The organism is Formosa sp. Hel1_33_131 (assembly GCF_001735745.1).
Classification (GTDB): Bacteria; Bacteroidota; Bacteroidia; order Flavobacteriales; family Flavobacteriaceae; genus Hel1-33-131.
Map to the genome: position 1 here is coordinate 2,473,140 of NZ_CP017260.1, position 26,709 is coordinate 2,499,848.

27 protein-coding genes and 1 riboswitch are annotated in these 26,709 nt (G+C 36.3%); of the genes, 15 read left to right on the forward strand and 12 right to left on the reverse strand.

The window, feature by feature from the left end:
* Positions 1–11 precede the first annotated feature (11 nt).
* Positions 12–1,199 carry a hypothetical protein gene (locus FORMB_RS11420; protein ID WP_069677585.1) on the reverse strand — a complete coding sequence of 396 codons (1,188 nt, stop codon included), beginning with the start codon at positions 1,197–1,199 and terminating at the stop codon, positions 12–14.
* A 64-nt stretch (positions 1,200–1,263) separates the two neighbouring features.
* Positions 1,264–1,761, reverse strand: coding sequence for a DUF6580 family putative transport protein (locus tag FORMB_RS11425; protein ID WP_069677586.1), 498 nt, complete (start codon positions 1,759–1,761; stop codon positions 1,264–1,266).
* 66 nt (positions 1,762–1,827) lie between these two features.
* A riboswitch (cobalamin riboswitch) is annotated at positions 1,828–2,036 on the forward strand.
* Between the two features lie 68 nt (positions 2,037–2,104).
* On the opposite strand from FORMB_RS11425, the gene FORMB_RS11430 reads away from it, so the two are divergent.
* Positions 2,105–3,952, forward strand: a complete 1,848-nt coding sequence (locus tag FORMB_RS11430; RefSeq protein WP_069677587.1) for a TonB-dependent receptor plug domain-containing protein — start codon at positions 2,105–2,107, stop codon at positions 3,950–3,952.
* A 10-nt stretch (positions 3,953–3,962) separates the two neighbouring features.
* On the opposite strand, the gene FORMB_RS11435 is transcribed toward FORMB_RS11430, so the two are convergent.
* On the reverse strand, positions 3,963–5,369 hold the full coding sequence (locus FORMB_RS11435; RefSeq protein ID WP_069677588.1) for a S41 family peptidase: 1,407 nt from the start codon (positions 5,367–5,369) through the stop codon (positions 3,963–3,965).
* Positions 5,370–5,570: 201 nt separating this feature from the next.
* Between FORMB_RS11435 and FORMB_RS11440 the strand changes: the two genes are divergently transcribed.
* The 4 genes from FORMB_RS11440 to FORMB_RS11455 are packed head-to-tail and all read left to right on the forward strand — an operon-like array spanning position 5,571 to position 7,682.
* Complete coding sequence (locus FORMB_RS11440) at positions 5,571–6,086, forward strand: RNA polymerase sigma factor (protein ID WP_069677589.1); 516 nt, start codon at positions 5,571–5,573, stop codon at positions 6,084–6,086.
* Positions 6,067–6,555, forward strand: coding sequence for a hypothetical protein (locus tag FORMB_RS11445; RefSeq protein WP_069677590.1), 489 nt, complete (start codon positions 6,067–6,069; stop codon positions 6,553–6,555). The genes FORMB_RS11440 and FORMB_RS11445 overlap by 20 nt, the downstream gene beginning before the upstream one ends.
* Positions 6,556–6,575: 20 nt before the next feature.
* Complete coding sequence (locus FORMB_RS11450; RefSeq protein ID WP_069677591.1) at positions 6,576–7,142, forward strand: DUF4252 domain-containing protein; 567 nt, start codon at positions 6,576–6,578, stop codon at positions 7,140–7,142.
* Positions 7,143–7,682 (forward strand): DUF4252 domain-containing protein, encoded by a 540-nt coding sequence (locus tag FORMB_RS11455; protein WP_069677592.1) that lies wholly within the window; start codon positions 7,143–7,145, stop codon positions 7,680–7,682.
* A gap of 160 nt (positions 7,683–7,842) precedes the next feature.
* On the opposite strand, the gene purB is transcribed toward FORMB_RS11455, so the two are convergent.
* Together purB and FORMB_RS11465 are read right to left on the reverse strand one after the other, a co-directional pair.
* Positions 7,843–9,186, reverse strand: a complete 1,344-nt coding sequence (gene purB, locus FORMB_RS11460) for an adenylosuccinate lyase (RefSeq protein ID WP_069677593.1) — start codon at positions 9,184–9,186, stop codon at positions 7,843–7,845.
* A 93-nt stretch (positions 9,187–9,279) separates the two neighbouring features.
* Positions 9,280–9,864, reverse strand: coding sequence for an adenylosuccinate lyase (locus tag FORMB_RS11465; protein ID WP_069677594.1), 585 nt, complete (start codon positions 9,862–9,864; stop codon positions 9,280–9,282).
* Between the two features lie 165 nt (positions 9,865–10,029).
* Between FORMB_RS11465 and FORMB_RS11470 the strand changes: the two genes are divergently transcribed.
* Genes FORMB_RS11470 through FORMB_RS13300 form a run of 3 tightly spaced genes read left to right on the forward strand, consistent with a single transcriptional unit; the run spans position 10,030 to position 12,079 of the window.
* Positions 10,030–10,503, forward strand: coding sequence for a heme-binding domain-containing protein (locus tag FORMB_RS11470; protein WP_069677595.1), 474 nt, complete (start codon positions 10,030–10,032; stop codon positions 10,501–10,503).
* A gap of 11 nt (positions 10,504–10,514) precedes the next feature.
* Positions 10,515–11,753 carry a glycosyltransferase gene (locus FORMB_RS11475; protein ID WP_069677596.1) on the forward strand — a complete coding sequence of 413 codons (1,239 nt, stop codon included), beginning with the start codon at positions 10,515–10,517 and terminating at the stop codon, positions 11,751–11,753.
* Between the two features lie 20 nt (positions 11,754–11,773).
* Positions 11,774–12,079, forward strand: a complete 306-nt coding sequence (locus FORMB_RS13300; RefSeq protein WP_335583323.1) for a GIY-YIG nuclease family protein — start codon at positions 11,774–11,776, stop codon at positions 12,077–12,079.
* A gap of 291 nt (positions 12,080–12,370) precedes the next feature.
* Here FORMB_RS13300 and FORMB_RS11485 read toward each other — a convergent pair whose 3' ends face one another.
* From FORMB_RS11485 to rlmH, 4 genes are all read right to left on the reverse strand, one after another.
* A complete protein-coding gene (locus tag FORMB_RS11485; protein WP_069677597.1) occupies positions 12,371–13,144 on the reverse strand; it encodes a carboxypeptidase-like regulatory domain-containing protein in 774 nt (257 codons plus the stop codon).
* A gap of 89 nt (positions 13,145–13,233) precedes the next feature.
* Positions 13,234–15,078, reverse strand: coding sequence for a DEAD/DEAH box helicase (locus tag FORMB_RS11490; RefSeq protein ID WP_069677598.1), 1,845 nt, complete (start codon positions 15,076–15,078; stop codon positions 13,234–13,236).
* A gap of 130 nt (positions 15,079–15,208) precedes the next feature.
* A complete protein-coding gene (locus FORMB_RS11495; protein ID WP_069677967.1) occupies positions 15,209–15,784 on the reverse strand; it encodes a non-canonical purine NTP diphosphatase in 576 nt (191 codons plus the stop codon).
* Between the two features lie 16 nt (positions 15,785–15,800).
* Positions 15,801–16,274, reverse strand: a complete 474-nt coding sequence (gene rlmH / locus FORMB_RS11500; protein ID WP_069677599.1) for a 23S rRNA (pseudouridine(1915)-N(3))-methyltransferase RlmH — start codon at positions 16,272–16,274, stop codon at positions 15,801–15,803.
* A gap of 89 nt (positions 16,275–16,363) precedes the next feature.
* On the opposite strand from rlmH, the gene nadC reads away from it, so the two are divergent.
* The 3 genes from nadC to priA are packed head-to-tail and all read left to right on the forward strand — an operon-like array spanning position 16,364 to position 20,612.
* Positions 16,364–17,221 carry a carboxylating nicotinate-nucleotide diphosphorylase gene (gene nadC / locus FORMB_RS11505; protein ID WP_069677600.1) on the forward strand — a complete coding sequence of 286 codons (858 nt, stop codon included), beginning with the start codon at positions 16,364–16,366 and terminating at the stop codon, positions 17,219–17,221.
* On the forward strand, positions 17,221–18,159 hold the full coding sequence (locus FORMB_RS11510; RefSeq protein WP_069677601.1) for a YihY/virulence factor BrkB family protein: 939 nt from the start codon (positions 17,221–17,223) through the stop codon (positions 18,157–18,159). The genes nadC and FORMB_RS11510 overlap by 1 nt, the downstream gene beginning before the upstream one ends.
* Positions 18,147–20,612: a replication restart helicase PriA gene (gene priA / locus FORMB_RS11515; RefSeq protein WP_069677602.1), complete on the forward strand. Its 2,466-nt coding sequence runs from the start codon at positions 18,147–18,149 to the stop codon at positions 20,610–20,612. The genes FORMB_RS11510 and priA overlap by 13 nt, the downstream gene beginning before the upstream one ends.
* Here the strand turns inward: priA and FORMB_RS11520 are convergent.
* On the reverse strand, positions 20,609–21,325 hold the full coding sequence (locus FORMB_RS11520; protein ID WP_069677603.1) for a LytR/AlgR family response regulator transcription factor: 717 nt from the start codon (positions 21,323–21,325) through the stop codon (positions 20,609–20,611). The two genes, priA and FORMB_RS11520, sit on opposite strands and share 4 nt — an antisense overlap.
* A 179-nt stretch (positions 21,326–21,504) precedes the next feature.
* On the opposite strand from FORMB_RS11520, the gene rpsF reads away from it, so the two are divergent.
* From rpsF to FORMB_RS11540, 4 genes are all read left to right on the forward strand, one after another.
* Entirely contained in the window at positions 21,505–21,843 is a 339-nt protein-coding gene (gene rpsF / locus FORMB_RS11525) for a 30S ribosomal protein S6 (protein WP_069677968.1), read from the forward strand.
* Positions 21,844–21,845: 2 nt separating this feature from the next.
* The gene (rpsR, locus tag FORMB_RS11530) at positions 21,846–22,139 is read left to right on the forward strand and encodes a 30S ribosomal protein S18 (protein WP_197493474.1); all 294 of its coding nucleotides are present in this window, start codon (positions 21,846–21,848) and stop codon (positions 22,137–22,139) included.
* A gap of 13 nt (positions 22,140–22,152) precedes the next feature.
* Positions 22,153–22,602, forward strand: a complete 450-nt coding sequence (gene rplI, locus FORMB_RS11535; RefSeq protein ID WP_069677605.1) for a 50S ribosomal protein L9 — start codon at positions 22,153–22,155, stop codon at positions 22,600–22,602.
* Positions 22,603–22,719: 117 nt separating this feature from the next.
* Positions 22,720–25,845: a TonB-dependent receptor gene (locus FORMB_RS11540; protein WP_069677606.1), complete on the forward strand. Its 3,126-nt coding sequence runs from the start codon at positions 22,720–22,722 to the stop codon at positions 25,843–25,845.
* Positions 25,846–26,207: 362 nt separating this feature from the next.
* Here the strand turns inward: FORMB_RS11540 and FORMB_RS13055 are convergent, their stop codons facing one another.
* Positions 26,208–26,354, reverse strand: a complete 147-nt coding sequence (locus FORMB_RS13055; protein ID WP_157498168.1) for a hypothetical protein — start codon at positions 26,352–26,354, stop codon at positions 26,208–26,210.
* A 108-nt stretch (positions 26,355–26,462) separates the two neighbouring features.
* A complete protein-coding gene (locus tag FORMB_RS13060; RefSeq protein WP_157498170.1) occupies positions 26,463–26,636 on the reverse strand; it encodes a hypothetical protein in 174 nt (57 codons plus the stop codon).
* Positions 26,637–26,709: the final 73 nt, after the last annotated feature.

Here is a 26,709-nt window from a genome sequence, read left to right on the forward strand (position 1 = left end):
TCCCATAACAGTTAGTTTTCAAAGTCTATTTTAGTCACAATTTTTGGGATTTCACGAAGTTGCATTTCATTTTCGAGCTTATCAACTTGGTCTTTTAAATCTTTGGTTAAGATCTGTTTATTTCGCTTTTCCATAGGAGGATTTAGCTTTTCAGCATTTTCAAACTTAATAACATTTTCTAAAATATCTCTTGGGAGTTGTGTGCCAGCCTTGCTTAAAGTGTCTAAAAATTCACGTGCAAAAAACTCATCAATTTGAATACGCCTTTTGGTAGTGTGTGCAAATTTACCAATGATTCTACAAACATTATCGCGATCTTCAGGGCTTAGCTTGTCAGCAAACTCATACTCTTCAATTTTCTTTAAACTTAAAATAATAGGTTCTAGAGCATCTTTGGTAATAATAAACACGTTATAATCGCCAATATTGTAATGAAACTGATCAATGACATCTAAGGTGTTAGAAGGGATTACTAAAAACAAATCATTTTTCACATTATCATGCTTAGCATATTTTTTCAAACTTTCAGTTTGTAGCTTGATATATTTTGGGAAGTTTGTCAAATCGTCATTTGCGGGACTTTTAGCATCAAACACAACCAACTGATCCATGATTTCAATAGAATTATCAGGTTTGTTTCTGGGATGCGGAAAGTCTTCTTGACTGATGTAAGTAATAATGTTATTTCTACATATTTGTTGAATATGGTTTTGAACATCTTTTTCGTGTTCAGACCATTTGTGTTTCATCTTCTCTAAAAAAACTTCCTTTTCTTTAACACGTTCATCGTTTAAACGGGCTTTCTCTTTTTCTAAAGAGTGCTGAAGGGTCACAGTAGCAGCAATGTTTTTATTCGATTCAAGTTGTCTGCCTTCTTCTGCTTTTTGTAATGAAATCGTTTCCCCTTTCAAATTATTTCGCTCAATTTCGAGTCGTTTTATACCTTCTTCTAATTTTGCTTTTTCAATTTTAAGTTGTTCAAAGGCTTCTGTTTTTGCAGAAGCAATTTCTAACTGTTTATTTAAATTGGAAAGATTTGTTTCTTTTTCAATGCCTTCTTTTTCTAACTGTGAGATTCTAGAATCTTTCTGTTCTAATTGTTGTTCCAATTGCAGCTCAATACTGGTATTGGGTCGTTTTAAATATAAAGCCAGTAAAACAAAGCCAATCACAATACAAGCCAGAATGATAAATTCCATAATAGATAAGTTAAACCTTTTAAAAAGGTGTTTGGTTAAAAGAAAATCAAAAGAGATGAATCTCTTAGGCTAAATTAAGATATTTTTTCTGAACAAAATTAAACCCAAGAATCATCACACCAGAATAAAAGAAATCTCCTAAAAGTGAATTTCTAAAAAATGGAATTGCAAGGGTGTAGCATTCGATGAAACCTGTTAAGTTTTTTGGATAAGACAGAAGCCATACGCCAAAATTAGTAATGACGAAAAAACTAACACTGCCTAAGAGAATTGTAAAGACACTCGGTTTTTTGGTTTGGGTTCCAATAAAACTGACCCCTAAAAAGGCAGCATATACAAAGATTGAAATGGAATGAAACCCTAGAAACAAATCCGATAATATCATGATAAAAATTGGCACTAAATACGCCATAGATTTATTGGTAAAATAAAGACCACCAAAAAGAGCAATTGCGGTAATAGGAGTGAAATTTGGGAGGTGGGGCATCAGTCTAAATAAAATAGCAACAAGCATAAATGCTATTATAACGATTTGTTTTTTAGACAAGTAGGTATTTGACATAGGAATTATTTTCTACAAAAATAATAATAATTCGATTAATTCCATCTATATGTATTAGAATTTTTTACATTTGACCCGAATTTTGGTTTGGATATTTGCTTTATGAATATTCAATTAAAAGGGAATCTGGTTAAAATCCAGAGCTGTTCCCGCAACTGTATACTTAGTTTTGCGTTTGCAAAATGCTTTTGATACTATTCTTTGTCACTGGAAATTTCTGGGAAGACTCATCAAAAGACGTAAGCCAGGAGACCTGCCTTATTCAAAAAACAATGTTAAACTTTCGGGATAGAAGTTTTCATACTAAAAAGTATGCCTTATTATCTCGAGTAATTAAATTTAAATGACCTACAAATCCTACGTATTAATCCCACTATTTCTATGTGCTCAAACTCAAATCAGTGCTCAAACCGTTTCTGAAGAATCTCTTGATGAAGTGGTCGTCACCGATTCTCGTTTTAAATTAAAACGTGAAAATTCTGGTAAAACAGTGATTAAAATTTCTCAACAAGAAATAGAAAACAACCAAGGGCGAACCATTTCAGAATTAATTAATACTAAAAGTGGAATCGAAATTAATGGCAGTCGAAGCAATGCCGGGCAAAATTTAGGAGTCTATATTCGTGGTGGACGAAACCGTCAAGTGTTGGTTTTAATTGATGGCATTCAAGTGAGTGATCCGTCTCAAATCTCTGGAGGTTATGATTTTAGATTGCTTAATCTTAATCAAATCGAATCCATTGAAATTATCAAAGGAGCTGCAAGTACACTGTACGGCAGTGGTGCCGCCGCCGCCGTTGTCAATATTACAACCAAAGCTGCCAATGCAAAAAAAATAAGTGCTTTTATTTCCTCGAGTATAGGAACAAATCAAACGGAATCCGATCAAAACTATAACATAGCAGATTTTAATAACAGCGTCGCTTTTAGTGGCACAGTTAATAAATTCACGTACCGAGCTGCTTTTAACAATCAATTTTCGGATGGTCTTTCTGCTGCAATTAGCGATACCAATGAGAAAGATGCGTATTCTAAATATGGTCTAGACGCCAACCTTGGCTATCAATTCAGTACTGCTTTTTCTTTAAATGTGTATGGAAATTTAACAGATACAAAATCAGATATTGATGGCTATGATGCGAGTTTTAATTTTGTGGATACCAACGATGAATTTAACAGCAAACAAGCGCGTGTAGGATTGTCATCTCAATTCAAATACAATAAGGGAAGTCTTAATTTGAATGCAGCCTTTAGTGAATATGATAGAGAATTTGTTTCTACGTTTCCATCGCTCTATAAATCCAAAAACCTTGTGTTAGATGTGTATAATAAATATGTGTTTGACGATGCATTTTTTACGATTATTGGACTGAATGTTATTGAAAATAATGCCACCTTCACAACTGATGAAACCTTTGATATTACAGATCCTTATGCTAATTTTGTGTATGTTTCAGACTTTGGTTTTCACATGAATGCAGGGGTGCGTTTGAACAATCACAACGCATACGGATCTCATTTTATATATAATTTTAATCCATCCTTCACGCTTAAATCGAATAAGGGATATACAAAATTTTTCGGGTCTTACAGTACTTCTTTTATCACGCCTTCCTTATCTCATTTGTATGGAAATTTTGGAGCAAACCCTAACTTAGAACCAGAAGAAAATTTAACCATAGAAGCGGGGATAGCTTTTAAATTGAATGACAACTTCAGAATTTCTGGGTTGTTCTTTAATAGGGAAGAAAAAAACACGGTTTTATGGATTGATGGCGGATATCTGAATGCGGCGGATTTATTACACGCAAAAGGCGTTGAGATTGAATTGAAAGCAACACTTTTAGAAAAACTATCTATTGAAACCAACTATACCTTTGTTGAATATAAAGAAGCGTTGGCACGTAGAATCCCTAAACACAAAGCGAATGTTCAATTGGGTTACGAAGTTTCAAAAACCACCTTTGCATCTTTGTCTTACCAATATACAGACGATAGATTTGAAAATAGTTTCGTACCGAATTTAGAGAGTTTTAGCGTATTGAATTTCTATATCAGTCATAGTGCCTTAAAAAATAAAGTGACATTTTTTGCCGGTCTTGATAATCTTTTAAACGAAGCTTACGAAGACATTCCTGGCTATGCAACCAAAGGGCGAAATGTGAGATTAGGGTTTAATCTTACCCTTTAATAATCAACAGCTAATCAAGATACATCTCTTGAGAATGTGGTTTAAATGAATTTGAATCTAGGATGGGAGTGATGCCATTTACATCAATTGCAAATCTCCCTGCCTGAATTGCAGCAAGCGCAGCGGCGAGCAAAGGTTCATTGACATCTCCTAAAACACCATAATTTGAAACGGTTTCTTTCACTTCAATAGTTGGTGTCAATCCCGTGGACGGAACTGCTTGGTCGTCTTTGTTTACGGTGATGGCGACCAACGGTTGTAGCGCATATAAATGACCCGAATTAGCGCCTTGTCTTTGAAAATCTGGAGAATCATAAAGCGTTATAGATGCTTGCGATTTCCCAACAGTTTTAGTACCAATTTGCACCACATCGATATAGGATCTTAGGCTGTTCACAATCATTTCACTTGCGGATGCCGAACTTCCTGTGGTGATGACATATACTTTGTCTAGACCCACCGAGTTAATGGCGTCTCCTTCTGATAGCGTGCTTGTGAAATCGTAATTGGTATTGTTACTCTGTAAGTCGCTATTGTACTGTAGTTTCGCGAAAATTCCATTAGAAAGACCTGTAATCATACTCCCTAAAGCGGTCGCAGAATTTACACTCCCTCCGGGATTGTAGCGCAAGTCCAATATCAATTTTTGAATGTTTTGTGCTTGAAATTCTCCAAAAGCGGTATTCAGTTGTGCGTCATAATCGGCCACAAACCCGTTGTACATTAAATAGCCTATGTTTTCATTGTTTACAGTGATTACTTCTGATTTGAAAATTGGGTTTTCAGAATAAACGGTTTTGGTAAGTGTGATTGTTTCTGTTCCGTCTGTAAGACTGTCATCTTCTGGAACATCTGTTCCGTTTGTATTGTATGTTGCTAAATGAATGGTATAAGTTTCACTGCTTAAAAGCGTACGAAGATTATCTTCTGTTAGGGTGACACCATCAATTTTATTAAAAACGTGCCCTCGGGTCAAAGTGGTTGCACTCGCGTTGCTATTTGGTTGTACCAAACGCACAATTCCAAACGCATCGCTAGAACTCCCTGGTGCATAATAGAAATTAAATTCAGCGCCATTGGTTTTAGTAACCCCACTAAATTGTTGTTCAAGAGCAATATAATCATTTGTAATCCAACTAAAACGATCGACCGTTTCTCGGTTATAAATTAAACTTTCAAACAAACCTTCAGGGCTTTCATAGCCGTTTAAAAAACTTTGATAGTCACTGTCTGACCCAAAACGATCGTTGGCCAAGTTTGGACTGTCATCTTTGTAGAGATAGGCAAAATTCATTGCTTTCCAAACAAAATTTTTGATATCTGAGTTTCCTGAAGCGGTATCATCATTATCTTCAAAACAACTGAAAGTAAGACTAAAAACAAGGGAAAGAAGTGCGAATTTAAAAATGGAGTTCATAAATAAGGTTTAAATTGTTTGGTTACTTATCAAAGTAACTTTTATTATTGCTTTTAAAATGGGTGATTTGAAGCCTTTTTTTTATAGCTTTGAATCTTAGACGTCTAAATTAAACTAATTATTAGAAAACAAAAATTATTTCACATTCTTGTAACAAAAAAAAACATGAGTCGTCTTTAATTTATAAGCTCCCAACCTACGATGAACGAAAGAGAATATTTAAAAATTGTCACTCCTTTTAAGGATAAAATTTTCCGAGTGGCGAGACGTTTGTTGGTATCGGTTGAGGAAGCAGAGGATGCGACACAAGAAGTTCTTTTGAAATTATGGAACCATCGGCAAAAATTTAAGGACTATAACAGTCCTGAAGCATTTGCAATGACAATGACAAAAAATTGGTGCTTTGATCGATTAAAATCAAAACAAGCACAAAATTTAAAAATAGTACATAACAATTATGAAGACCATTCACAATCCTTACAAAAATCAATAGAGGTTAATGACAGTCTTCGCTGGGTAGAGAAACACATGGAAGCGTTGCCCGAAAAACAAAAATTAATATTACAACTCAGAGATATTGAACAGTATGAGTTTAATGAAATAGCAAAAATACTAGACATGTCCGAAGCCACCATCAGAGTTTCACTGTCGAGAGCAAGAAAATCAATAAGAGAAAAATTAACAAAGACCCATAATTATGGAATTAAAAAACATTGAAAGTCTTTTAGAAAAGTACGAAGAAGGGCAGACAAGCTTACAAGAAGAAGCACAGTTAAAACACTATTTTACAACTGAAACTGTGGCGCCTCACTTGGAAGTTTACCGCTCACTATTCACTTATTTTGTATCGGATAAGCAGCTTTCCTATCAAAGACCTTTACCCGCGACACGCCGCAACTCCAACAAATACCGTTGGTTTGCATCGGCTGCTGTCGTCACCATTATGTTTACTGCTTTTATGACGCTCACCTCAAAGGATGAATTTATCAAGCTCTCTAATGAAGAACAATTTGCTTATAATGAAACCTTGAAAGCCTTTGATTTAATTTCGAATCAGATGCATAAAGGAGCAGCACCCTTAAATGCTTTAAACATGATTTCTACTTCTTTTGAACAAGGGCAACAAAATGTTGTTTTTTTAGAAGAATTTAATAACTCGACCAACAAAATATTTAACATTAAATAATTAAATCTAAATTTAAAAAAATGAAAAAAATTGTAGTAATTCTTAGTTTGCTTATGGCTCCGATAGCCATCTCAGCGCAAAGCATATTTGAAAAATATGAAGATCAAGAACATGTGACTTCTGTGGTTGTGAACCAAAAGATGTTTAAAATGTTGGCCAATATTGATATTCAAACCAATGATCCCGATTCTGATGCTTTTATAAACCAAGTCAAAATGCTGGATAATTTAACTGTTTTTACAACCGATAATATGGATGTTTCAAATTCCATGAAAAAAGATGTTGAGAAATACATCAAAAGTTCCAAGCTCGAGGAGCTCATGCGAATCAAAGATGGCGATCAAACCGTTAATTTCTTTGTTTTAGAAGGTAAAGACGATAACCATGTAAAAGAACTCCTCATGTTTGTGAATGGCTTGGGAGATCTCACCAAAAATGAAAACATCTCTATTAATGGGAAACAACGTGTGATTGAAACGGTTCTGTTATCTCTCACTGGAGATATTGATTTACGTCAAGTTTCAAAACTCACAAATCAGTTGAATGTCCCCGGTGGAGAGCAACTTAAAAAAGCAACTAAAAAATAAATGAAGACGCTCCTTAAATTTTCAACAATTTTTGGTGTATTCCTTGTTTTAGGATGTTCACCTGAATTAACACTACAAACCTATTTTGTAGAGCACCAAGAGGCCTCTGGTTTTATGTCTGTGGACATTCCGATGTCCTTTCTAAATCCCGATAAAATTGAGCTTTCAGACGTTCAAGAAGAGGCGATTGATTCCATCGACAAACTCAATATGCTTGCCTATAGTTTGAGTGATGGAACTGAGGAAGAATTTAATGCTGAATTGGCTAAAGTCAAAACCATTTTAAAAGCAGAAAAATACAACGATCTGATGCGTGGTGGCAATTCTACAGACGGGAAACTCTACATTAAGTATATAGGAGAAGATTCCGAAATAGACGAACTCATTGTGTTTGGCTTTTCTCAAGACAATGGATTTGCCATCATCAGAGTTTTAGGGGACAATATGGAGCTCTCTAAAATTTTGAAACTCGAGACAGTTGTGGATCAGTTTGATACTGAAAACGCAAATGTCGAAGATTTTATGAAATTCTTACTGTAGGATACAACTTTAATTTAATCTAGGAGGCTATCTAAAAAGACTTTACTTTGTCAATCTGAACTTGTTTCAGATTCTGAAATAAACCTGCCTACCGTCAGGCAGGTTCAGAATGACAGATGTTCTACTTTTTAGACAGCCTCTTTTAGAGTTTTTAACTCCCTTATATCCCTGTGTAGTTAGACGGTGTAATGGCTTTTAACTCTGTTTTAATGGAGTCACTAACTTCAAGGGTATCAATAAAATTAGAGATCGAAGTTTTGGAAATAGCTTCGTTGGTGCGTGTCAATCCTTTCAGTGCTTCATAAGGATTTGGAAATCCTTCACGTCTTAAAATGGTTTGAATCGCTTCTGCCACAACCGCCCAATTTTTTTCTAAATCTTCTGCAATTTTAGAAGGGTTTAATAATAATTTCTGCAATCCTTTTAAGGTCGATTTGAAGGCGATGATGGTATGTGCAAACGGCACTCCCACATTTCTTAAAACCGTACTATCCGTTAAATCGCGTTGCAATCTAGACACAGGAAGCTTGGCTGATAAATGCTCAAAAATCGCATTGGCAATTCCTAAATTCCCTTCGCTGTTTTCAAAATCAATGGGATTGACTTTATGGGGCATCGCCGAACTGCCGACTTCCCCTTCTTTAATTTTTTGTTTGAAATAATCCATAGACACATAGGTCCAGAAATCACGATCCAAATCGATGATAATGGTGTTGATGCGTTTTAAGGCATCAAACGACGCAGCCATGTGGTCGTAATGTTCAATTTGTGTGGTTGGGAAGGAGTGGTGAAGTCCTAGTTTGTCTTTTAAAAAGTTGTTTGCAAATGCTTGCCAATCAATGTTTGGGTAAGCCACTTTATGTGCATTAAAATTTCCTGTGGCACCCCCAAATTTCGCAGCATTCGGAATCGATTTTAAAGATTCAAATTGCGCCTCTAAACGGGTTACAAACACTTGAATTTCTTTTCCTAGGCGGGTAGGTGAGGCGGGTTGCCCGTGCGTGCGTGCCAATAACGGAATTTCTTTCCAATCGTTGACCAATTCTTTTAAGCAATTTGTTAAGGTGTTGTATTCTGGGATATAGACCGCTTCAATCGCGTCTTTGATGCTTAAAGGAATGGCGGTATTGTTTATATCTTGAGAAGTCAATCCGAAGTGAATAAACTCTTTATATTCAGAAATTTGAAGGGCATCAAATTTGTCTTTTATAAAATATTCAACTGCTTTCACATCGTGGTTTGTAATGCTTTCAATGTCCTTAATTGCTTGTGCATCTTTGGATGAAAACTCCGTGTAAATGGCTCTTAAATCTTTAAAATGATCCGAATTGAAATTTTTTAATTGCGGTAAAGGAATTTCACAAAGCGCAATAAAATATTCTATCTCAACTAAAACTCGGTATTTGATGAGGGATTCTTCAGAGAAAAACCCTGCCAATGCATCAGTTTTTGATCTGTAGCGACCGTCAATTGGAGAAATAGCATTTAGCATGGATATAGACATAGTTGTTGTATTTTTTTGAAGCTACAAATATAGGGCTTTTCAATCGAAGTAATTCGACTTGCTTTTAAGTTTTTAGGAACTTTTAAGTGTCAATTATATAAGAAATTCATGGGTACTCAATTTAATTTGATTCAGAATTTTTCGAGCACGTGCCTTGTATCCTGAACTTCCAGTATGATAATCCCGCTCTAAAATAATTTTTAATTCGGGGTGGATCCAAGTAAATTGAAACCCTAGCCAATATAAACTTTGCATCGCATAGGCTTTTGGCGCTATTTTATGGTCTCCTATCAGATAGTCAAAGTTCACTGCAATAATACGTTCTAAGTGAACTGGTTTTAAGCGTTGTTTTAGGGGTTTAATTTTTTTATCTAGATAATATTCAATGAGGTACTCACAGATTTTAGCGATGGGACGCACAGCTGAATCTAAATATACGTCTCCCATTTTCGATGTAAACACATCGATATACGGAAGTATGATGGAAGGATTTTTTTTGGTAACAAACTCCAAAACCCATGCAGCTCGACAAGATATTTTTGAATCAACTTCAAACAGAATTTTTAAAAGAACTGGAATTAATTTTTGATTTTCAATCACCATTTGAGCGTATTTCGCCCTGTTTTCGCGACTGTGATTCACGTATGAAAGTTCCTTTACTAAGTTTTCGTAGGTCATAACTTAATTTTAAAAGGGTGTTGACTTCAACACAATAAGCCTTAAAAGTAAACAAAATTTAATTCAACTCAAAACCGTCCCCAAAACGCCCACTGGGTTTTAAACTCTCAAAACTAACGCTAGTTAAACTAAATTTTAATAACTTTATACTTTAATCAAATTGTAATGACTCGTAAGAAAAAAATAATAGTTGGTGTAGTGATTGTGTTTGTAATCGCACAATTTTTTCAACCGAACAAAAACCAAGGAAATCTGGAGTCCATTGATCTTTTTTTAGTGGAAACACAAGCTCCTAAAGAAGTGAAACAAATTTTACAACAAGCCTGTTTTGATTGTCATAGCAGTTCTACAAATTATCCATGGTACAATTCGATCACCCCCGTAAATTACTGGTTAAACAGCCATATTAAAGAAGGTCAAAAACATTTTAATGTTTCCAAATGGGCCAGTTATTCAACCAAGAAAAAAGACCATAAACTCGAAGAATTAATAGAGGAACTTGATGAAGGTGAGATGCCGTTGGCGTCTTATACTTGGACACATTCGGAAGCGCAATTGACAGAAGCTCAAGTGCAAATTCTTATGGATTGGGCCAGCAGCGTTCGGTCCAATTACAGTCTTCACAACGACCACGACTAATTTTGAGCCCTATGCAGTCCACCGTACTTGTAATCGGATTTGTGTATCCAGAACCCAACTCCTCGGCAGCGGGCACGCGGATGCTTCAATTGATAGAAGCCTTTCAATCGCAAGACTATCAAATTACGTTTGCTACCACTTGCAAAAAGTCAGACAATGCGTTTGATTTAGAATCCATAGGGGTGACCGTTGTTGAAATTGAACTCAACCATTCGAGTTTTGATGTATTTATAAAAGAGTTGAATCCCGCGATAGTTCTGTTTGATCGGTTTATGACAGAAGAACAATTTGGCTGGCGCGTGAGTGAACAGTGCCCCGATGCTTTAAAGATTTTAGATACAGAAGATTTGCATTTTCTTAGAAAAGGACGTCAAAAGGCGTTCAATTCAAATCAAAAAATGGATGCTACATTTTTCACTAACGATACTGCCAAGCGCGAAATTGCCAGTATTTATAGAAGTGATCTGTCGCTAGTGATTTCCGAAACTGAAATGGGGATTTTAACAGATACCTTTAAAATCGATCCTGCTATTTTGTGCTACCTCCCTTTTATGATTCCCTCTGAAAATTGTATTCCTCGTTCGGATTGTAAGCCCTATTCTGAGAGACGTGATTTTGTTTCGTTGGGGAATTTTTTACATCCCCCAAACTTAGATGTCGTACGGTATTTAAAAAAAGACATTTGGCCCAAAATTAAAAAAGAACTCCCAGTAGCAAAACTCCATATTTATGGCGCTTACGACACTCCAAACATCAAAGAGATGCACAATGAAAAAGAAGGGTTTTTGTTACATGGATTTGTAGAGAATGCGTTTGAGGTTTTAAATTCTGCTAAAGTTTTATTGGCACCGCTTCGTTTTGGGGCGGGACTGAAGGGAAAGCTGACTCAGGCCATGCAAACGGGGACGCCTTGTGCCATGTCGTCTGTGGCGGCGGAGGGCATGTTTGGCAGCATGAAACCCAATGGTGTTATAGAAGATACTGCCGATGCGTTTATAGCGCGCACCGTGGCGACGTATTCCAATGCCACTGAATGGGAGGGCTTTCAACAACAGGGGTTTTCCGTTCTTAAAAACAGATTTGAAAAAGCTGAACATCAAACACGATTTTTGAATCGAGTGAAAGCACTTCAGAGTAATCTCAATACCCACCGTGCTCAAAATTTCATCGGACAAATGCTCAGCCACCACCAAATGCAAAGCACAAAGTATATGGCGCGCTGGATTGAAGCGAAGAATTCGACGCCTTAAATACCTGAAACCTCTCCCTTATGTTTTGTCATCCTGAACTTGTTTCAGGATCGTTTCAGGATCATTTCATATCCAAAAAACCCTTATATTTACACCTAGCCCCAAACTCAACTCCAACCATGCCAAAACGCTTCTATCACAACTACTGGGTATACATCCTCGCCAGCAAACCCCGCGGCATTTTATACATCGGATTCACTGGTGGAATAGACGATCGTATGGAACGTCACATGAGAAATGAAGGCAGTAAATTTACTGCAAAGTATAATGTAAAACAATTGGTGTACTTTGAAGAATTTCAATATGTATGGGATGCAATTGCTTGAGAAAAACAATTAAAAAATTGGCATAGAGAATGGAAGATTAATTTAATTGAAGAGAGTAATCCGAATTGGGATAATTTATGGAAGCCATTAGGGGACCCTGAAACACGTTCAGGGTGACAAGTCTGGTTGTTTTGGTTTTGCGACCCTGAAACACGTTCAGGGTGACAAGTCTGGTTGTTTTGGTTTTGCGACCCTGAAACAAGTTCAGGGTGACAAGTCTGGTTGTTTTGGTTTTGCGACCCTGAAACACGTTCAGGGTGACAAGTCTGGTTGTTTTGGTTTTGCGACCCCCTACCTTTTTCTATTGCGACTCAGAATTTTATATTCTTCGTAGCATTCGCTAATCGCATCTAATATTTGCAGGTCATTAGCAGTTCTTATGAAGTCGGCAGAGTAGTTACATTCACTGATTAGAAGGTCTAAATCAATTTTATCAACCTGTAATAAAGCAATCAGCATTTCTCTGTCAAAACGAGAAGCGAGTAAGTTTCTAATCTCATCTTGCTTTTTCATTTCTCTCAGTTTTCGCATTTCGCGAGGCTTTTTACCAAATATATTGTGTAAGAAATCAGCAGGATTAAAAATAGCCCCTAAAACTTTGGTCACCATACTTGGGGAGCGGGAAGTAGATTCATACCCACTATTAAGCCCTGAAATACTGTAACGCACATTTTGTTGAATTGGGACTTGCTTGATATCGACTTCAAGATATCCGGTAAGTTTTAGTTTATTGACATTCACTTCTTCAAGAGCAAATGCCAATTCTGTAAGTTCAATGGTTGTAGAAGTACCATATTTGACCCAGTCATTACTGACTTTTACTTTGATCGATTTATAGCCTAAATAGGAGAGGTGCAAGGTGTCATTGGCTTTCGCGCGAATCTCAAATTGCCCCTCAGTATTGGTAGTTGTTCCAATCACCTGATTCAGGTTGACAATATTCACACTTTCCATGGCCCCTAAATTTTCAGCATTTACAATCTTCCCTTTGACAGTATTGTAAATTTGAGCTGTCCCAAAAAAGGGAAGCACTAGGAGTAATAAAAGTGTGAAATATGATTTCATTTTTTCGATTAAGGATATAAAAGTAGTAAACAAATACTACACTAATATTGTCAATCTCAACTTTGACTAATAATTAACACATTGGTTTATTATCTACGGCTTTTTCTTGCTCTTGAAAAATCGCCACCACCACTTGGTTTAAAGTCTGATGAACGTCGTGGAGATCTGCTGCTAGACGAATCACTATCACTTCTGCGTCCTCTACTTTCAGATTTGAACCCAGAAGAAGAACCTTTAGAACGGTCATTACGACCTCTTCCGCGGCCACCTCCGTAGCCGCCTTCACCACCAGAACGACGACCACCGCCACCGCCACCACGATTGCGATCGCGACTCTTTTTTTCTGTGACTTCAACGTTGATAAAGCGTCCGTCTTGTTTGAAGTCTGTAAAGAATTCTAAGACTTTATCTTTATGAGCAGCATCCGTGTTAAAAAACGCAAAACTGTCTTTAACATCTACTTTATAAAGATCGTCTTGATTCAGTTGTAAGGTATCTCTTAAGAAATCTTTTAACTTCATCCAATCGTATCCATCTTTGCTTCCTATGTTGATAAAGAAACGCGCCGAATTGTTATCAGAACGGTAATTATCATCGGAAGTACTTCCAGATTGTGATTTTAAATCTTTAGATTTTTTATAATAATTAAAGAAACGTGTAAATTCAGCAGAAAAGAATTTCTTGATCAATTCATCTTTAGTAACATCTTCAAATAAACTATTGATGTCATTCAAATACGGCTCAATTTCTTGATTGATTTCTGTATCGTGAATTTTACTAGCAAGAGCTTTCAATTGAACTTCACAAATTTCCATACCATTAGGCACTTCTTTTTTGATAAATTCTTTTTGGATGATCCGTTCGATACTTTTAATTTTTCGAACTTCACTCTTAGAAGCAATCACCATAGAAATTCCCGTTTTTCCGGCACGACCTGTTCGACCGCTTCGGTGGGTATAAATTTCTATTTCATCTGGCAATTGATAATTAATAACGTGTGTAATATCGTCCACATCAATTCCACGTGCTGCAACATCGGTTGCAACAAGCATTTGAATTTGCTTAGCTCTGAATGACTTCATGACCACGTCACGCTGGTTTTGACTTAAATCACCATGTAAGGCACCAGCATTGTAACCATCTTCAATAAGTTGTTCCGCTACTTTTTGAGTATCTCTTTTGGTTCTACAGAATATAACTGAAAATATTTCTGGATTGGCATCGGCTAAACGCTTCAACGCTTGGTAACGATCTCTTGCTCCAACTACGAAATATTCGTGAGAAACATTTTTACTTCCCATGTTTTTGTGACCAACTGTGACTTCTGTCGGGCTGTCCATGAATTTTTTAGCAATTAAAGACACTTCTTTTGGCATGGTTGCCGAAAAGAGCCATGTGCTTTTTTCTTCTGGTGTGTAAGATAAAATTTCTGTAATATCTTCAAAGAAGCCCATGTTCAGCATCTCATCAGCCTCATCCAAAACTGCATATTCAATTTTGGAGATATCAACCAATCGTCGGCTAATCATATCTTTCATTCTCCCTGGAGTTGCTACAATAATTTGCGCTCCTCTTTTTACTTGATTGGCTTGGTCTGTAATGCTAGCACCACCATAAATTGCAGTCACGTTAAGTCCTTTACAGTGCTTACCATACAATTTCATCTCGTTGGTAATCTGTAAACAAAGCTCTCTTGTTGGAGATAAAATAAGACCTTGAGTCGTACGACTGTTGATGTCGATTTTCTGTAGCATTGGAAATCCAAAAGCAGCTGTTTTACCAGTTCCTGTTTGTGCCAAAGCAACGAGATCTCTGTCTTCGTCTAATAATAATGGGATTGTTTTTTCTTGTACTTCACTCGGCGTTTCAAAACCTAAGTCTGTAATGGCTTGAACTAAATGATCTTCTAGTCCAAGTTCTTTGAATGCATTCATTTTTTTAATTTAGTATTCGATAAATTTCTAAGTGTTACTTAGAAGGGGTATCGAACATACCTAAACCAAGTTCCTTGTAACACATCCTCACCCTGAGGAATTTCAAGTTGCAAAGGTAATACTAATTAATTTAATGCATATTTAAATAGTTTACCAATTTTGAAACGGCTTTTCCTCGGTGTCCAATCCGATTTTTCTCAGCCAAAGAAAGTTCAGCAAAGGTCTGTTTGTAATCTGTAGGTTTAAAGATGGGGTCATAGCCAAAACCGTCCGTTCCTATTTTTTTATGGGTAATTTCTCCTTCACAAATCCCTTCAAAACTTATCAGTTTTCCTTGAAAATGTATTGCAATCACGGTTTTGAACCGTGCAGAGCGATTGTCTTTTGAATCTAATTCTGATAATAACAGATTCATATTGTCCTCTGCATTGCGTTGAGGGCCAGCATAGCGTGCAGAAAAAACTCCTGGTGCGCCATCCAAAGCAAGCACTTCCAATCCTGTGTCATCGGCAAAACAATCAAGACCATAATGTTCTTTAATATAATCTGCTTTTTGAATGGCATTGCCCTCAATAGTATTTTGAGTTTCGGGAATGTCTTCCGTACAGCCAATTTCTTCCAGACTTACCAGTTTTATGTGGGAGGGGATCAAGGCTTGAACCTCTTTGATTTTATTGGGGTTATTGGTAGCGAATACAATATTCATATGTAGTGGTGTTAAATTAACGGTGGTGATAAGGTTCATTTTTGAGAATCGTAAACCCTCTGTAGAGTTGCTCAATAACAAAGAGTCGAACCATTTGATGTGAAAACGTCATTTTTGAAAGTGCCAAGGTTCCAGATGCTTTTTGATAGACGGCTTCCGAAAACCCATAAGGCCCTCCAATCACTAGCACCAATTGTTTGATTCCTGAATTCATCTGTTTTTGAAGAAAGGAAGAAAATCCAACAGAGTTCATTTCTTTGCCATTCTCATCCAATAATATCAATCGGTCTGTGGCATAAATTTTGCTGAGAATTAATTTACCCTCTTCTTCTTTTTGAAGTTTTTTAGATAAATTTTTACTGTTTTTCAGGTCTGGAATAATTTCAAACGAAAATCGCACATAATGCGACAATCGGTTTTGATAGACGGAAATAAGGTGGTTCAGTTCAGTTAAATCTGTTTTCCCTATGGCAATGAGTTTAATTTGCATGTCCCAAAGTTAATTTTTTTTTAAATAAGGTTTTAGAATTATGAATGTATTTGCGTTACAATTCATATTTTAGCTTCAAAGTTACAAACATGATCACCAACGAACAATTTAAAAACGAAGTACAATTAATAATAGCCAATGCAGTCCGAGAAGATGTAGGGGATGGAGATTACAGTTCTCTAGCATGTATTCCTTCGGATGCTGTTGGCAAAGCAAAGCTTTTAATAAAAGATAATGGCGTGATTGCGGGCGTCAATTTTGCCAAGCAAGTCTTTCAGTATGTCGATCCGAACCTGCGTGTAGAAACGCTTATCAACGATGGGGAACAAGTTAAGTTTGGGGATATCGCTTTTTATGTGGAAGGATCTAAACAATCCATCCTCAAAGCCGAACGTATTGTTCTCAATGCAATGCAGCGCATGAGTGCGGTAGCTACAAAAACACATTCCTATGTTGAAATTCTAAAAGGAACCAACACCAAAATTTTAGATACACGTAAAACAACTCCAGGATTTAGAGCCTTAGAAAAATGGGCTGTCGCCATTGGTGGAGGTGTCAACCATCGGTTTGCATTGTATGACATGATTATGCTGAAAGACAACCATATTGATTTTGCAGGCGGAATTACCAAAGCAATTTCAACAACCAAAGAGTATTTAAAGAAACACCAATTGGACCTTCAAATTGTGGTGGAAGCCCGTGATTTAGAAGAAATCGAAGAGATTTTAGAGAATAAAGGCGTTCATCGAATTTTAATTGACAACTTCAATTATACCGATACACAAAAAGCAATCAAACTGATTGGAGACAAATGCCAGACGGAATCCTCAGGAGGCATTGATGAAGTCACCCTTCGGTTTTATGCAGAATGTGGCGTGAATTACATTTCCTGTGGTTCTTTGACCCACTCTGTTTCAAATATGGATTTAAGCCTCAAAGCAATTTAATGAGTAAAACTACAGAAGATAAACTAGATAAAATTCCAATTCTAAATTGGATCGCAAAACTCCTAAAGCGAATTCAGCTTCCTGGATCTCAAGGTTTTTCTTTCTATGATTTGTTAGAAATGTATGTGATTGGTATTTTTAAAGGAGCACTTACAACACGCGCGAGTGCCATTGCATTTAGTTTTTTTACAGCCATATTTCCTTTTTTGTTGTTCATTATTATTCTGATACCCTACATTCCTTTTGATAATTTTAAAGTGGATTTTTTAGAGTTTTTAGATTCTATTTTACCGCCTCAAACATCCGATTTTTTCAATCAAAATATTTTTGAAAACATCAATGATAGGAGTACAGGAGGTTTGCTTTCAACCGTCTTTCTTGTCTCTATGTTTTTGATGGCTAACGGCGTAAATGCCGTGTTTTCAGGATTCGAAAATTCCTACCACCAACAACTCAATCGCAATTTTATTAAACAATATTTTTATGCTTTTGGAGTTGCCATCATTCTTGTCATTCTTTTAATCCTGACGGTTATTGGATTTGGATATGCTCAAATTTATTTAATTCATCCCATAGTCGAAAGGTTCGGTTCTGGCGATGCGAGCAACGAGCTTTTTTGGATTACAAAAGCAAAGTATTTCTTTTTTGTAATTATGATTTATCTCAGTATGGCCAGCTTATATTACTTCGGAACTAAAGACGGAAAGTTGTCTAGTTTCTTATCTGTAGGAGCCCTGTTTACCACCTTTTTAATACTTGTGAGCTCTTATTTATTTGGTCTTTATATTAATAATTTCTCTACCTATAATGAATTATATGGTTCCATTGGGGGTTTATTAATTCTCCTATTCTACTTTTGGTTGAATGCAAACATTATCCTTCTAGGTCATGAATTGAATTCGTCTCTTCAACTTCTAAAGAAAAAATGCACGCCATAGAAGTCTTTTTTATCGATGTTATTTTACCGCTTTCCTTAGAGCGGAATTTCACCTACGCCATCACCAAAGCGGAAGCAGACTTTATTAAAAGAGGGGTCAGAGTTGCGGTCCCTTTTGGAAAAAACAAAGTCTATACAGGCATCGTCTATAACATACATCACATTGCGCCTACAGCTTATGAAGCGAAGTCGATTCACAGTATATTAGATGAAAGTCCTGTGGTCAACCAGTTTCAATTTAAATTGTGGGAGTGGATGTCAAGTTATTATTTGTGTAGCATGGGAGAAATCATGCGTGCCGCAATGCCCAATGCTTTTTTGTTGGAAAGTGAAACGATTATCTCATTAAACCCATCCACAGAGTTTGAAGTAAACAGCTTAAAGGACGATGAGTATTTGGTGTGTGAAGCACTGCAACAACAATCCAGTTTAAAGGTCGATGAAATCAATGCGATTATTGACAGAAAAAATTCGTTCCCAGTTTTAAAACGTCTTCTCGATCAAAAAGTGATTGCTTTAGAACAGGAATTATCTGAAAAATACAAGCCTAAATTAATTCGTTGCGTACGTTTACATCCCAATTATCAGCATGAAAACGCCTTGCAAGAACTTGTGGAGACGCTGAAAAGTGCGTCCAAACAACGGGAGATTGTTTTAAGTTATTTTAATTTAGCGAACGCTACCAAACAAATCAAAGTAGCGGATCTTAAGACCAAAAGCAAAGCGACTTCTACTCAAATTAAAACATTAATAGATAAAGGCGTTTTTGAAGAGTATCATTACCAAACCGATCGCATTCAGTTTCAAGATTCAGAGTATGGTGCTTCAACAGAACTAAATACCTATCAAGAAACCGCTTTAGAAGAAATTGATGGTCTTTTTGAAACACAAAATATTGTATTACTTCATGGGGTAACGTCTTCGGGGAAAACCGAGATTTATGTCAAAATGATAGAATCGATTTTAGCCGAAGGAAAGCAGGCTCTCTATTTAGTGCCTGAAATTGCGTTGACGTCGCAGTTGGTGCAGCGTTTGCAAAAATACTTTGGGAATCAAATTGCGGTTTATCACTCGCGCTATTCACAAAATGAACGTGTTGAAGTTTGGAATCATGTCTTAAATCAGTCCGAGAATGCACGTGTTGTCATTGGTGCACGCTCCTCTGTTTTTCTTCCCTTTAGTAATTTAGGACTCGTCATTGTCGATGAAGAACACGAGCAATCCTATAAGCAATTTGATCCTTCGCCACGTTACCATGCAAGAGACACAGCGATTGTGTTAGCGGCTCTATTTAAGGCAAAAACACTTTTGGGATCCGCCACGCCGAGTCTTGAAAGTTTTTACAATGCCACCAAAGAACATAAATTTGGGTACGTAGCGATCACTAAACGTTTTAACAATGTCTTAATGCCAGAAATTGAACTGGTAGATTTGACAGATAAATACAAGCGAAAACGCATGAAAGGTCATTTTAGTGACCGATTGATTGCAGAGATAAAAGAGACTTTAGAGGCGGAATCTCAAGTCATTTTGTTTCAAAACAGGCGTGGATATTCTCCCGTAGTATCCTGTAATACTTGCGGACACACCCCAGAATGTCCAAATTGTGATGTGAGTTTGACCTTTCATCAATATAGAAATCAACTCCGATGCCATTATTGCAGCCATACCATGGCAATGCAACAATTTTGTGGCGCCTGTGGAGGGGTTGAAATTGACAGTAAAGGCTTTGGGACGGAACAAATTCAAGAAGAAATAGAGGTGTTATTTCCAGAGGCTAAAGTGGCTCGGATGGATTTGGATACCACCCGAGGAAAATACAGTTACGATCGCATTATAGCCAGCTTTGAAAATAAAGAGGTTGATATTTTAGTGGGAACGCAAATGGTTACCAAAGGGCTTGATTTTAGACATGTAAAATTAGTAGGTGTTTTGAATGCCGATCAATTGATTAATTTTCCTGACTTTAGAGCGCATGAACGGAGTTTTCAGCTGTTGCAACAAGTTGCAGGGCGTGCAGGCAGAACCGATGAAAGGGGCAAAGTGATCATTCAAACCTACAATCCGCATCATACCATCTTGCAACAAGTATCTATAAACGATTATGATTCCATGTTTGTAGAGCAGCTAGAAGACCGTCGTATTTATAAGTATCCTCCTTATTGCCGCATCATTAAATTGACTCTTAAACATAAGGACTATAATAAAGTAAACGAGGGTGCTGAATGGTTGGCAATCAGTTTAAGGCATGTGTTTAAAGACAATGTCTTAGGACCTGAATTCCCTGTAGTTTCAAGAATACGGAATCAATATCATAAAAACATTTTACTTAAAATACCTCAAAATCAATCGCTGGTAAAAACGAAGTCAGTGCTTCAGAAAATTAAAATGAGTTTTTCTAGTACGAGAGATTTCAGAGCGGTTCGCTTGCTTATTAATGTAGATAATTACTAATCCACAATCACATCCAAAGCTTGTGTCAATTGTGCCTTTCGAGTTCTGCTTAAGGGAAGTTTCATTTTTTCAATCTCTACATGTCTGCTATCGTAACGTTCCACTTTTTTCAAATTGACAATATAGGATTTATGGATTCTTAAGAACAGTCCTTTTGGGAGTTCGTTTTCAAAGGCTTTCATGGTCGAAAGAATAACGAAGCTTTTGTTATTAGTTATTAATTTCACGTAGTCACCGAGAGCTTCAATCCATTTGATCTCGTTGATGTATATTTTACGTTTTTTAAGATTGCTCTTTACAAAAATATGCTCTCCATCATAATCTTGGAAATTTTCTTTCATTTTTGCTTGCAATACAGTTTTAGCAATGGCTTCGTTAAAACGTTTTTTAGAGGCTGGTTTTGCTAAGTAATCGATTGCATTGTATTCGAATGCTTTAAAGGCATGAGATGCATCTTCACTTATTATGATAACGTAAGGAGTCTTGAGTTCGGGAGTGTCGATGTAACTGTCTAAGAGATCAAATCCATCAGAAACAGAAAGGTTGACCTCCATTATAATAAGGTCTATAGGGGTTGTGAGAAGGAATTTTTTAGCTTCAACTACAGATGTGAATTTCCCCATCAAATTAAGAGAAGGGTGGTTGTTAATTAGTCTTAATGTGGCTAATCGTTGTGTAGAATTATCGTCAACAATTATACAGTTTAAAGTCATCGGGGTTGTGTTATCAGTCGTTATCAATTACAATTATACAAAAAATAAATCGATTAAACTCTTAAAATACCGATTAACGAGTAAAATTAATTTCGTTTAAATAATGTTATATAATGTTGTTCAGACAACAATTAATACTTACTTTTGCAGCCATTAAAAATCAAATAATAATAAAATTTATGAATCATTACGAAACTGTTTTCATCTTGAATCCCGTTTTATCTGACACACAGATAAAGGAAACAGTAAAGAAATACGAGGACTTACTCGTTTCTAAAGGAGCAAAGATGGTATCGAAAGAAGATTGGGGGCTAAAGAAATTAGCGTATCCAATCCAAAACAAAAAAAGTGGCTTTTACCACTTATTTGAATTTACAGCACCTGGAGAGGCTATTGGCCCTTTAGAAGTAGAATTTAGACGTGACGAGCGTTTTATGCGTTATCTAACTGTTAGTTTAGATAAACATGCAATCTCATGGGCTGAAAGAAGAAGAGTTAAACTTAAAGAAAAAGCGTAATTATGTCTATAGAACAACAAGCCAAAGGAAAAAAAGATGGTGAAATCAGATATTTAACGCCTTTAAATATTGACACCAACAAAGCTAAAAAATACTGTCGTTTCAAAAAATCAGGTATCAAGTATATCGATTATAAAGATCCAGATTTTTTAATAAAATTTGTAAACGAACAAGGTAAGTTATTACCAAGACGTTTAACTGGAACCTCTTTAAAGTTTCAAAGAAAAGTGTCTGTTGCTGTCAAAAGAGCAAGACATTTAGCCTTGATGCCTTATGTAGCCGATTTAATGAAATAAAACTATTATAACTATGGAACTTATATTAAAACATGACGTAGAAGGATTGGGGTTTAAAGACGATGTTGTAACAGTGAAAAACGGTTATGGTAGAAATTCTTTAATTCCGGGTGGTAAAGCCATTCTTGCTACGGTATCTGCTAGAAAAGTATTAGCAGAAAACTTAAAACAACGCGCATTCAAAGAAAAGAAAATAGTAGATGAAGCCGAAGCAATTGCTGAAGCTTTAAAAGCTTTAGAAATCAAAATAGCAGCGAAAGTTGGTAGTGGAGATAAATTATTTGGATCTGTTAACAATATTGATTTAGCAGCAGCTATTGAAAAAGCAGGCCATTCAATTGACAAAAAATTTATCAATGTTACCGGTGGTAATGTAAAACGTCTTGGTAAATACAATGCAATCATTCGTCTTCACAGAGATGTAGCAGTTGATTTTCCTTTTGAAATTATTGCAGCTAAATAACAATTATATATTGTTAATAAAAAGTTAATAAATTGAATTTTTATTTAAAGCCTACACGTAAGTGTAGGCTTTTTTTGTTGTAATTTAGCAGCTTAATCATAAACAAACTTTAATAAAATGAAACAAATTTCTACACTTTTAATGTTCATTTTCACTTGTTCACTGTCCTTTTCTCAGGTGACAACTTCAAGTATTAAGGGAGCTATTTCCGATGAGACCAATACCGGTTTGCCAGGTGCAAACGTTGTTGCAGTGCACACGCCAACAGGGACCACTTACGGAGCCGCCACCAACATTGACGGGCGATTTAACCTTGTCAACCTTAGAGTTGGCGGACCGTACACAATTACGGTTAGTTATGTAGGTTACAAAGACCAATCGTTTACAGATGTATTCTTGACCTTAGGAAAAACAGAAAATTTAACATTAGCATTAACACTTGATGCTGGACAATTGGATGCTGTGGTGATTACCGCAAACACTTCTAAAGGTGTTTTTGGAAGCGACCGTACAGGTGCTGAAACCAATGTAGGCCGTAGAGAATTGACAACACTTCCTACAATTTCTAGATCTGCATCTGATTTTACACGTTTAGAGCCAACGGCAAGTAACGGTTCTTTTGGAGGACGTAACGATCAGTTTAATAACTTCTCTTTAGATGGTGCAATTTTCAACAATCCTTTTGGATTGGATGCAGCAACTCCTGGAGGGCAAACAAATTCACAACCCGTATCTTTAGATGCCATCGATCAAATACAAGTATCAACTGCACCTTACGATGTAACGCAATCTGGATTTACTGGAGCTGCAGTAAATGCAGTGACGAAGAGTGGATCGAATGAATTTAAAGGAACTGTTTATGGCTTCTATAGAAATGAAGACATGACGGGTTCTAAGATCAAAGGACAAGAAATTTTTGTTCCAAGTCTTACGCAACAGCAAACAGGCTTTAGTATTGGTGGACCGATCGTGAAAAACAAATTATTTTTCTTTGCCAATTACGAGCAAGATGAACGATCAGATTTAGGACAGGCATGGTTACCAAACACTGGATCTGGAGCGGTCAACGAATCTGTTGTTTTAGAATCTGACTTGATAGCTGTACAAAATGCGTTATCAACTTTAGGGTATGATACAGGCACTTACCAAGGCTTTACGCACGAATCTGCATCTAGCAAAGGAATTTTTAAACTAGATTGGAATGTGAATGACAACAACCAATTAGCAATCATATACAACTGGTTAGATGCTTCACAAGAAAAACCTGCACATCCATCTGCACTTGGAGTAAGAGGGCCGAGCGCGACAACGCTTCAGTTTCAAAACTCAGGATACCAGATTAACAATAAATTGCAATCGGTTCAATTGGAATTGAATTCTAGATTATCGGATGAAGTGTCTAACAAACTTCAAGTTGGCTATACAAATTTTGATGATTTCAGAAACCCAATGTCTTCTGCAGCGCCTGCAATTACAATTCAAAATGGTGCTGGACAAAATTACATTATTGCTGGTCATGAGCCATTTTCAGTCAACAACGTATTGAATCAAAAAGTGTTTCAGTTTTCTAATAATATGACAATTTCTAAAGCAAACCATACCTATACAGTTGGGTTCTCTTTTGAGAAATTTGAATTTGACAACTCATTTAACCTAGGAGCTTATGGCTATGGAAATGATGATGGATATGTAGGTGCTTTTGGTGCTTTTGGATCTATGGGAGATTTCTTAGCAGCTTCTACAAACGGATTGTTATCTGAAGCTTTAGCAAATGCACAAACTGTTAAAAATGCTGATTCATGGGCTTTAGCTGAAACAAATGTTGGACAATTGGCATTTTACCTTCAAGATGAATGGGATGTAAATGACAACTTCAAATTAACTTACGGCTTGCGTTTTGATAAGCCTTTGTTTTTTGATTCTGCTCAAAAAGCACAAGAAGTGATTGATGTCTCTTTTTACCAACCAGAAATTCCTTACGTAAATCCTAATACAGGAGAAGTTCAATTATTGGACAGCACACAAATGCCATCAAACGATTGGTTAGTCTCTCCACGTGTTGGATTTAACTATGATGTAAAAGGAGATAGTACGATCCAATTAAGAGGAGGGTCTGGTTTATTTACAGGACGTTTTCCTTTTGTATGGTTAGGAAACCAAATCGGAAACCCTAATTCATATTTCTACCAAATGGTAGATCCTGATTATAAGTTCCCACAAGTTTGGAGAACGAATTTAGGATTGGATCACAAATATGACAATGGATTGATTCTTACGGCAGATGTATCTTACACGAAAGATATGAATGGTGCACAAGTACAAAACTGGGGACTTACAACGCCATCAGGGACTTTAGCAGGTGTGGATAACAGACCTTATTACACAGACGCTGACAAAATTAACAACGCTTATGTATTTACAAATTCTGATAAAGGACGTATTTGGAATGCATCATTCAAAGCACAAAAAACGTTTGACAATGGTTTATATACCATGTTAGCTTATAGCTATTTAGATTCAAAAGATGTCAACTCCATTGAAGCTGAAATTACAGGAGATGCATTTGATTTCAACCCCGTTGTTGGAGATGTAAATTCAGATGAATTATCGTACTCTAGATATGGAGATACGCACCGTTTGATTGGTGTTGTTAGTAAAAAATGGAACTACGGTACCAACAAAAAATGGGGAACTACGCTTTCTACTTTCTTTGAATATTCTCGTGGAGGTCGTTTTAGCTATACCTATGCAGGAAACATTAACGGCGATACATCGTTTCAAAATAATGACCTTTTATATGTGCCAACATCTGCAGAGATTCAGCAAATGCAGTTTGACCCTACGGGAGATCCTGGGCAAGCAGCAGCTTTTGACAATTACATCGCACAAGACGATTATTTAAGTGGTCGTAGAGGGCAATATGCAGAGCGTTACGGCGCACAAGCACCATGGAGAGGCCGTTGGGATGTGAAATTTTTACAAGATTATAAAATCAAAATTTCTGAAAACAAAACCAACACCATCCAGTTCAGTGTCGATGTTTTAAACTTTGGAAACTTAATTAGATCAGAATGGGGCTTAGTACAACAGCCAAACAACACGTCTCCAGTAGGAGTGAGTGTTGATCCAGCAACTTTGGTACCAACTTATACATTCAATCCGAACCAAACCGAAACATTTGGATACGATTCTAGTTTAGCATCAAGATGGCAAATGCAATTTGGATTGCGCTATATCTTCTAGTATTAATTCAATCTTATTTTATATAAATGCGTCCTAATTAGGGCGCATTTTTTTTGCATAGTGTAGTGATTTGTTATGTTGTATAAGCAACTAATTTAGTAAATACAAACTAAGTTTTAAACTAAAACTAGTTTTGTAAAAGTGTCTTTTTTAGCTCAGTTCTTTGTTACCACCACACGAAAGGATTCGTGCGGTAGCGGGGGAAAGGATTCGTGCGGTAGCGGGGTAACTGATTTTAGTACAAGCATCTTGCTTGCCCCCGCATCTATAATTCAAATAAAACAATCGCTTACAACGGGTCAAGCCGCTTATGAAGATTTAGGGTCTAAAATCTATCAGATTTATGAAATAGTTTATAAACTTTAAAAAAAAGCATCAATTAATTTACCAAGTTCGAAATTTTGTCCAATATGGTATTTGTTGAGTGATTTATATGCATTATATTTTGCAGAATTGATTGTATCAATTACTGCTTTAAAAAAATTATTATATGCTGTTAATTCACTCATTCAGTTTGTTTATTATCTCTCGCACACTTGTGAGAGAAATCATAAATACAAATTCTCGCACAACTGTGCGAGAATTTAAACATCAGTTTTTCTTTCTTAAAAACGCGATTATTTACAAATTGTAATATATGCTGTTGGCATCCACCATAGATTTACACCAAACGCAACAGTTATTATTTCATATCCGTCATTTGATTTTTTGTTAATTAAAATTTCAACATTTCTCCTTAATGTATTTGTTGACCACATCTCACTAATTTTAATTATTTCATATTTTTTCATAAATATTTCTTTTAGTTCTTGAATTCAGGTTTCAGTTTTTTAATAAATGCCAACGTGTTCGTGTATGGTTAGT

Excerpts from the sequence above, each read along its gene's own strand:
- FORMB_RS11420 (WP_069677585.1), bottom strand. The coding sequence starts at position 1,199 with ATGGAATTTATCATTCTGGCTTGTATTGTGATTGGCTTTGTTTTACTG.
- FORMB_RS11425 (WP_069677586.1), bottom strand. The coding sequence starts at position 1,761 with ATGTCAAATACCTACTTGTCTAAAAAACAAATCGTTATAATAGCATTT.
- FORMB_RS11430 (WP_069677587.1), top strand. The coding sequence starts at position 2,105 with ATGACCTACAAATCCTACGTATTAATCCCACTATTTCTATGTGCTCAA.
- FORMB_RS11435 (WP_069677588.1), bottom strand. The coding sequence starts at position 5,369 with ATGAACTCCATTTTTAAATTCGCACTTCTTTCCCTTGTTTTTAGTCTT.
- FORMB_RS11440 (WP_069677589.1), top strand. The coding sequence starts at position 5,571 with ATGAACGAAAGAGAATATTTAAAAATTGTCACTCCTTTTAAGGATAAA.
- FORMB_RS11445 (WP_069677590.1), top strand. The coding sequence starts at position 6,067 with ATGGAATTAAAAAACATTGAAAGTCTTTTAGAAAAGTACGAAGAAGGG.
- FORMB_RS11450 (WP_069677591.1), top strand. The coding sequence starts at position 6,576 with ATGAAAAAAATTGTAGTAATTCTTAGTTTGCTTATGGCTCCGATAGCC.
- FORMB_RS11455 (WP_069677592.1), top strand. The coding sequence starts at position 7,143 with ATGAAGACGCTCCTTAAATTTTCAACAATTTTTGGTGTATTCCTTGTT.
- purB (WP_069677593.1), bottom strand. The coding sequence starts at position 9,186 with ATGTCTATATCCATGCTAAATGCTATTTCTCCAATTGACGGTCGCTAC.
- FORMB_RS11465 (WP_069677594.1), bottom strand. The coding sequence starts at position 9,864 with ATGACCTACGAAAACTTAGTAAAGGAACTTTCATACGTGAATCACAGT.
- FORMB_RS11470 (WP_069677595.1), top strand. The coding sequence starts at position 10,030 with ATGACTCGTAAGAAAAAAATAATAGTTGGTGTAGTGATTGTGTTTGTA.
- FORMB_RS11475 (WP_069677596.1), top strand. The coding sequence starts at position 10,515 with ATGCAGTCCACCGTACTTGTAATCGGATTTGTGTATCCAGAACCCAAC.
- FORMB_RS13300 (WP_335583323.1), top strand. The coding sequence starts at position 11,774 with ATGTTTTGTCATCCTGAACTTGTTTCAGGATCGTTTCAGGATCATTTC.
- FORMB_RS11485 (WP_069677597.1), bottom strand. The coding sequence starts at position 13,144 with ATGAAATCATATTTCACACTTTTATTACTCCTAGTGCTTCCCTTTTTT.
- FORMB_RS11490 (WP_069677598.1), bottom strand. The coding sequence starts at position 15,078 with ATGAATGCATTCAAAGAACTTGGACTAGAAGATCATTTAGTTCAAGCC.
- FORMB_RS11495 (WP_069677967.1), bottom strand. The coding sequence starts at position 15,784 with ATGAATATTGTATTCGCTACCAATAACCCCAATAAAATCAAAGAGGTT.
- rlmH (WP_069677599.1), bottom strand. The coding sequence starts at position 16,274 with ATGCAAATTAAACTCATTGCCATAGGGAAAACAGATTTAACTGAACTG.
- nadC (WP_069677600.1), top strand. The coding sequence starts at position 16,364 with ATGATCACCAACGAACAATTTAAAAACGAAGTACAATTAATAATAGCC.
- FORMB_RS11510 (WP_069677601.1), top strand. The coding sequence starts at position 17,221 with ATGAGTAAAACTACAGAAGATAAACTAGATAAAATTCCAATTCTAAAT.
- priA (WP_069677602.1), top strand. The coding sequence starts at position 18,147 with ATGCACGCCATAGAAGTCTTTTTTATCGATGTTATTTTACCGCTTTCC.
- FORMB_RS11520 (WP_069677603.1), bottom strand. The coding sequence starts at position 21,325 with ATGACTTTAAACTGTATAATTGTTGACGATAATTCTACACAACGATTA.
- rpsF (WP_069677968.1), top strand. The coding sequence starts at position 21,505 with ATGAATCATTACGAAACTGTTTTCATCTTGAATCCCGTTTTATCTGAC.
- rpsR (WP_197493474.1), top strand. The coding sequence starts at position 21,846 with ATGTCTATAGAACAACAAGCCAAAGGAAAAAAAGATGGTGAAATCAGA.
- rplI (WP_069677605.1), top strand. The coding sequence starts at position 22,153 with ATGGAACTTATATTAAAACATGACGTAGAAGGATTGGGGTTTAAAGAC.
- FORMB_RS11540 (WP_069677606.1), top strand. The coding sequence starts at position 22,720 with ATGAAACAAATTTCTACACTTTTAATGTTCATTTTCACTTGTTCACTG.
- FORMB_RS13055 (WP_157498168.1), bottom strand. The coding sequence starts at position 26,354 with ATGAGTGAATTAACAGCATATAATAATTTTTTTAAAGCAGTAATTGAT.
- FORMB_RS13060 (WP_157498170.1), bottom strand. The coding sequence starts at position 26,636 with ATGAAAAAATATGAAATAATTAAAATTAGTGAGATGTGGTCAACAAAT.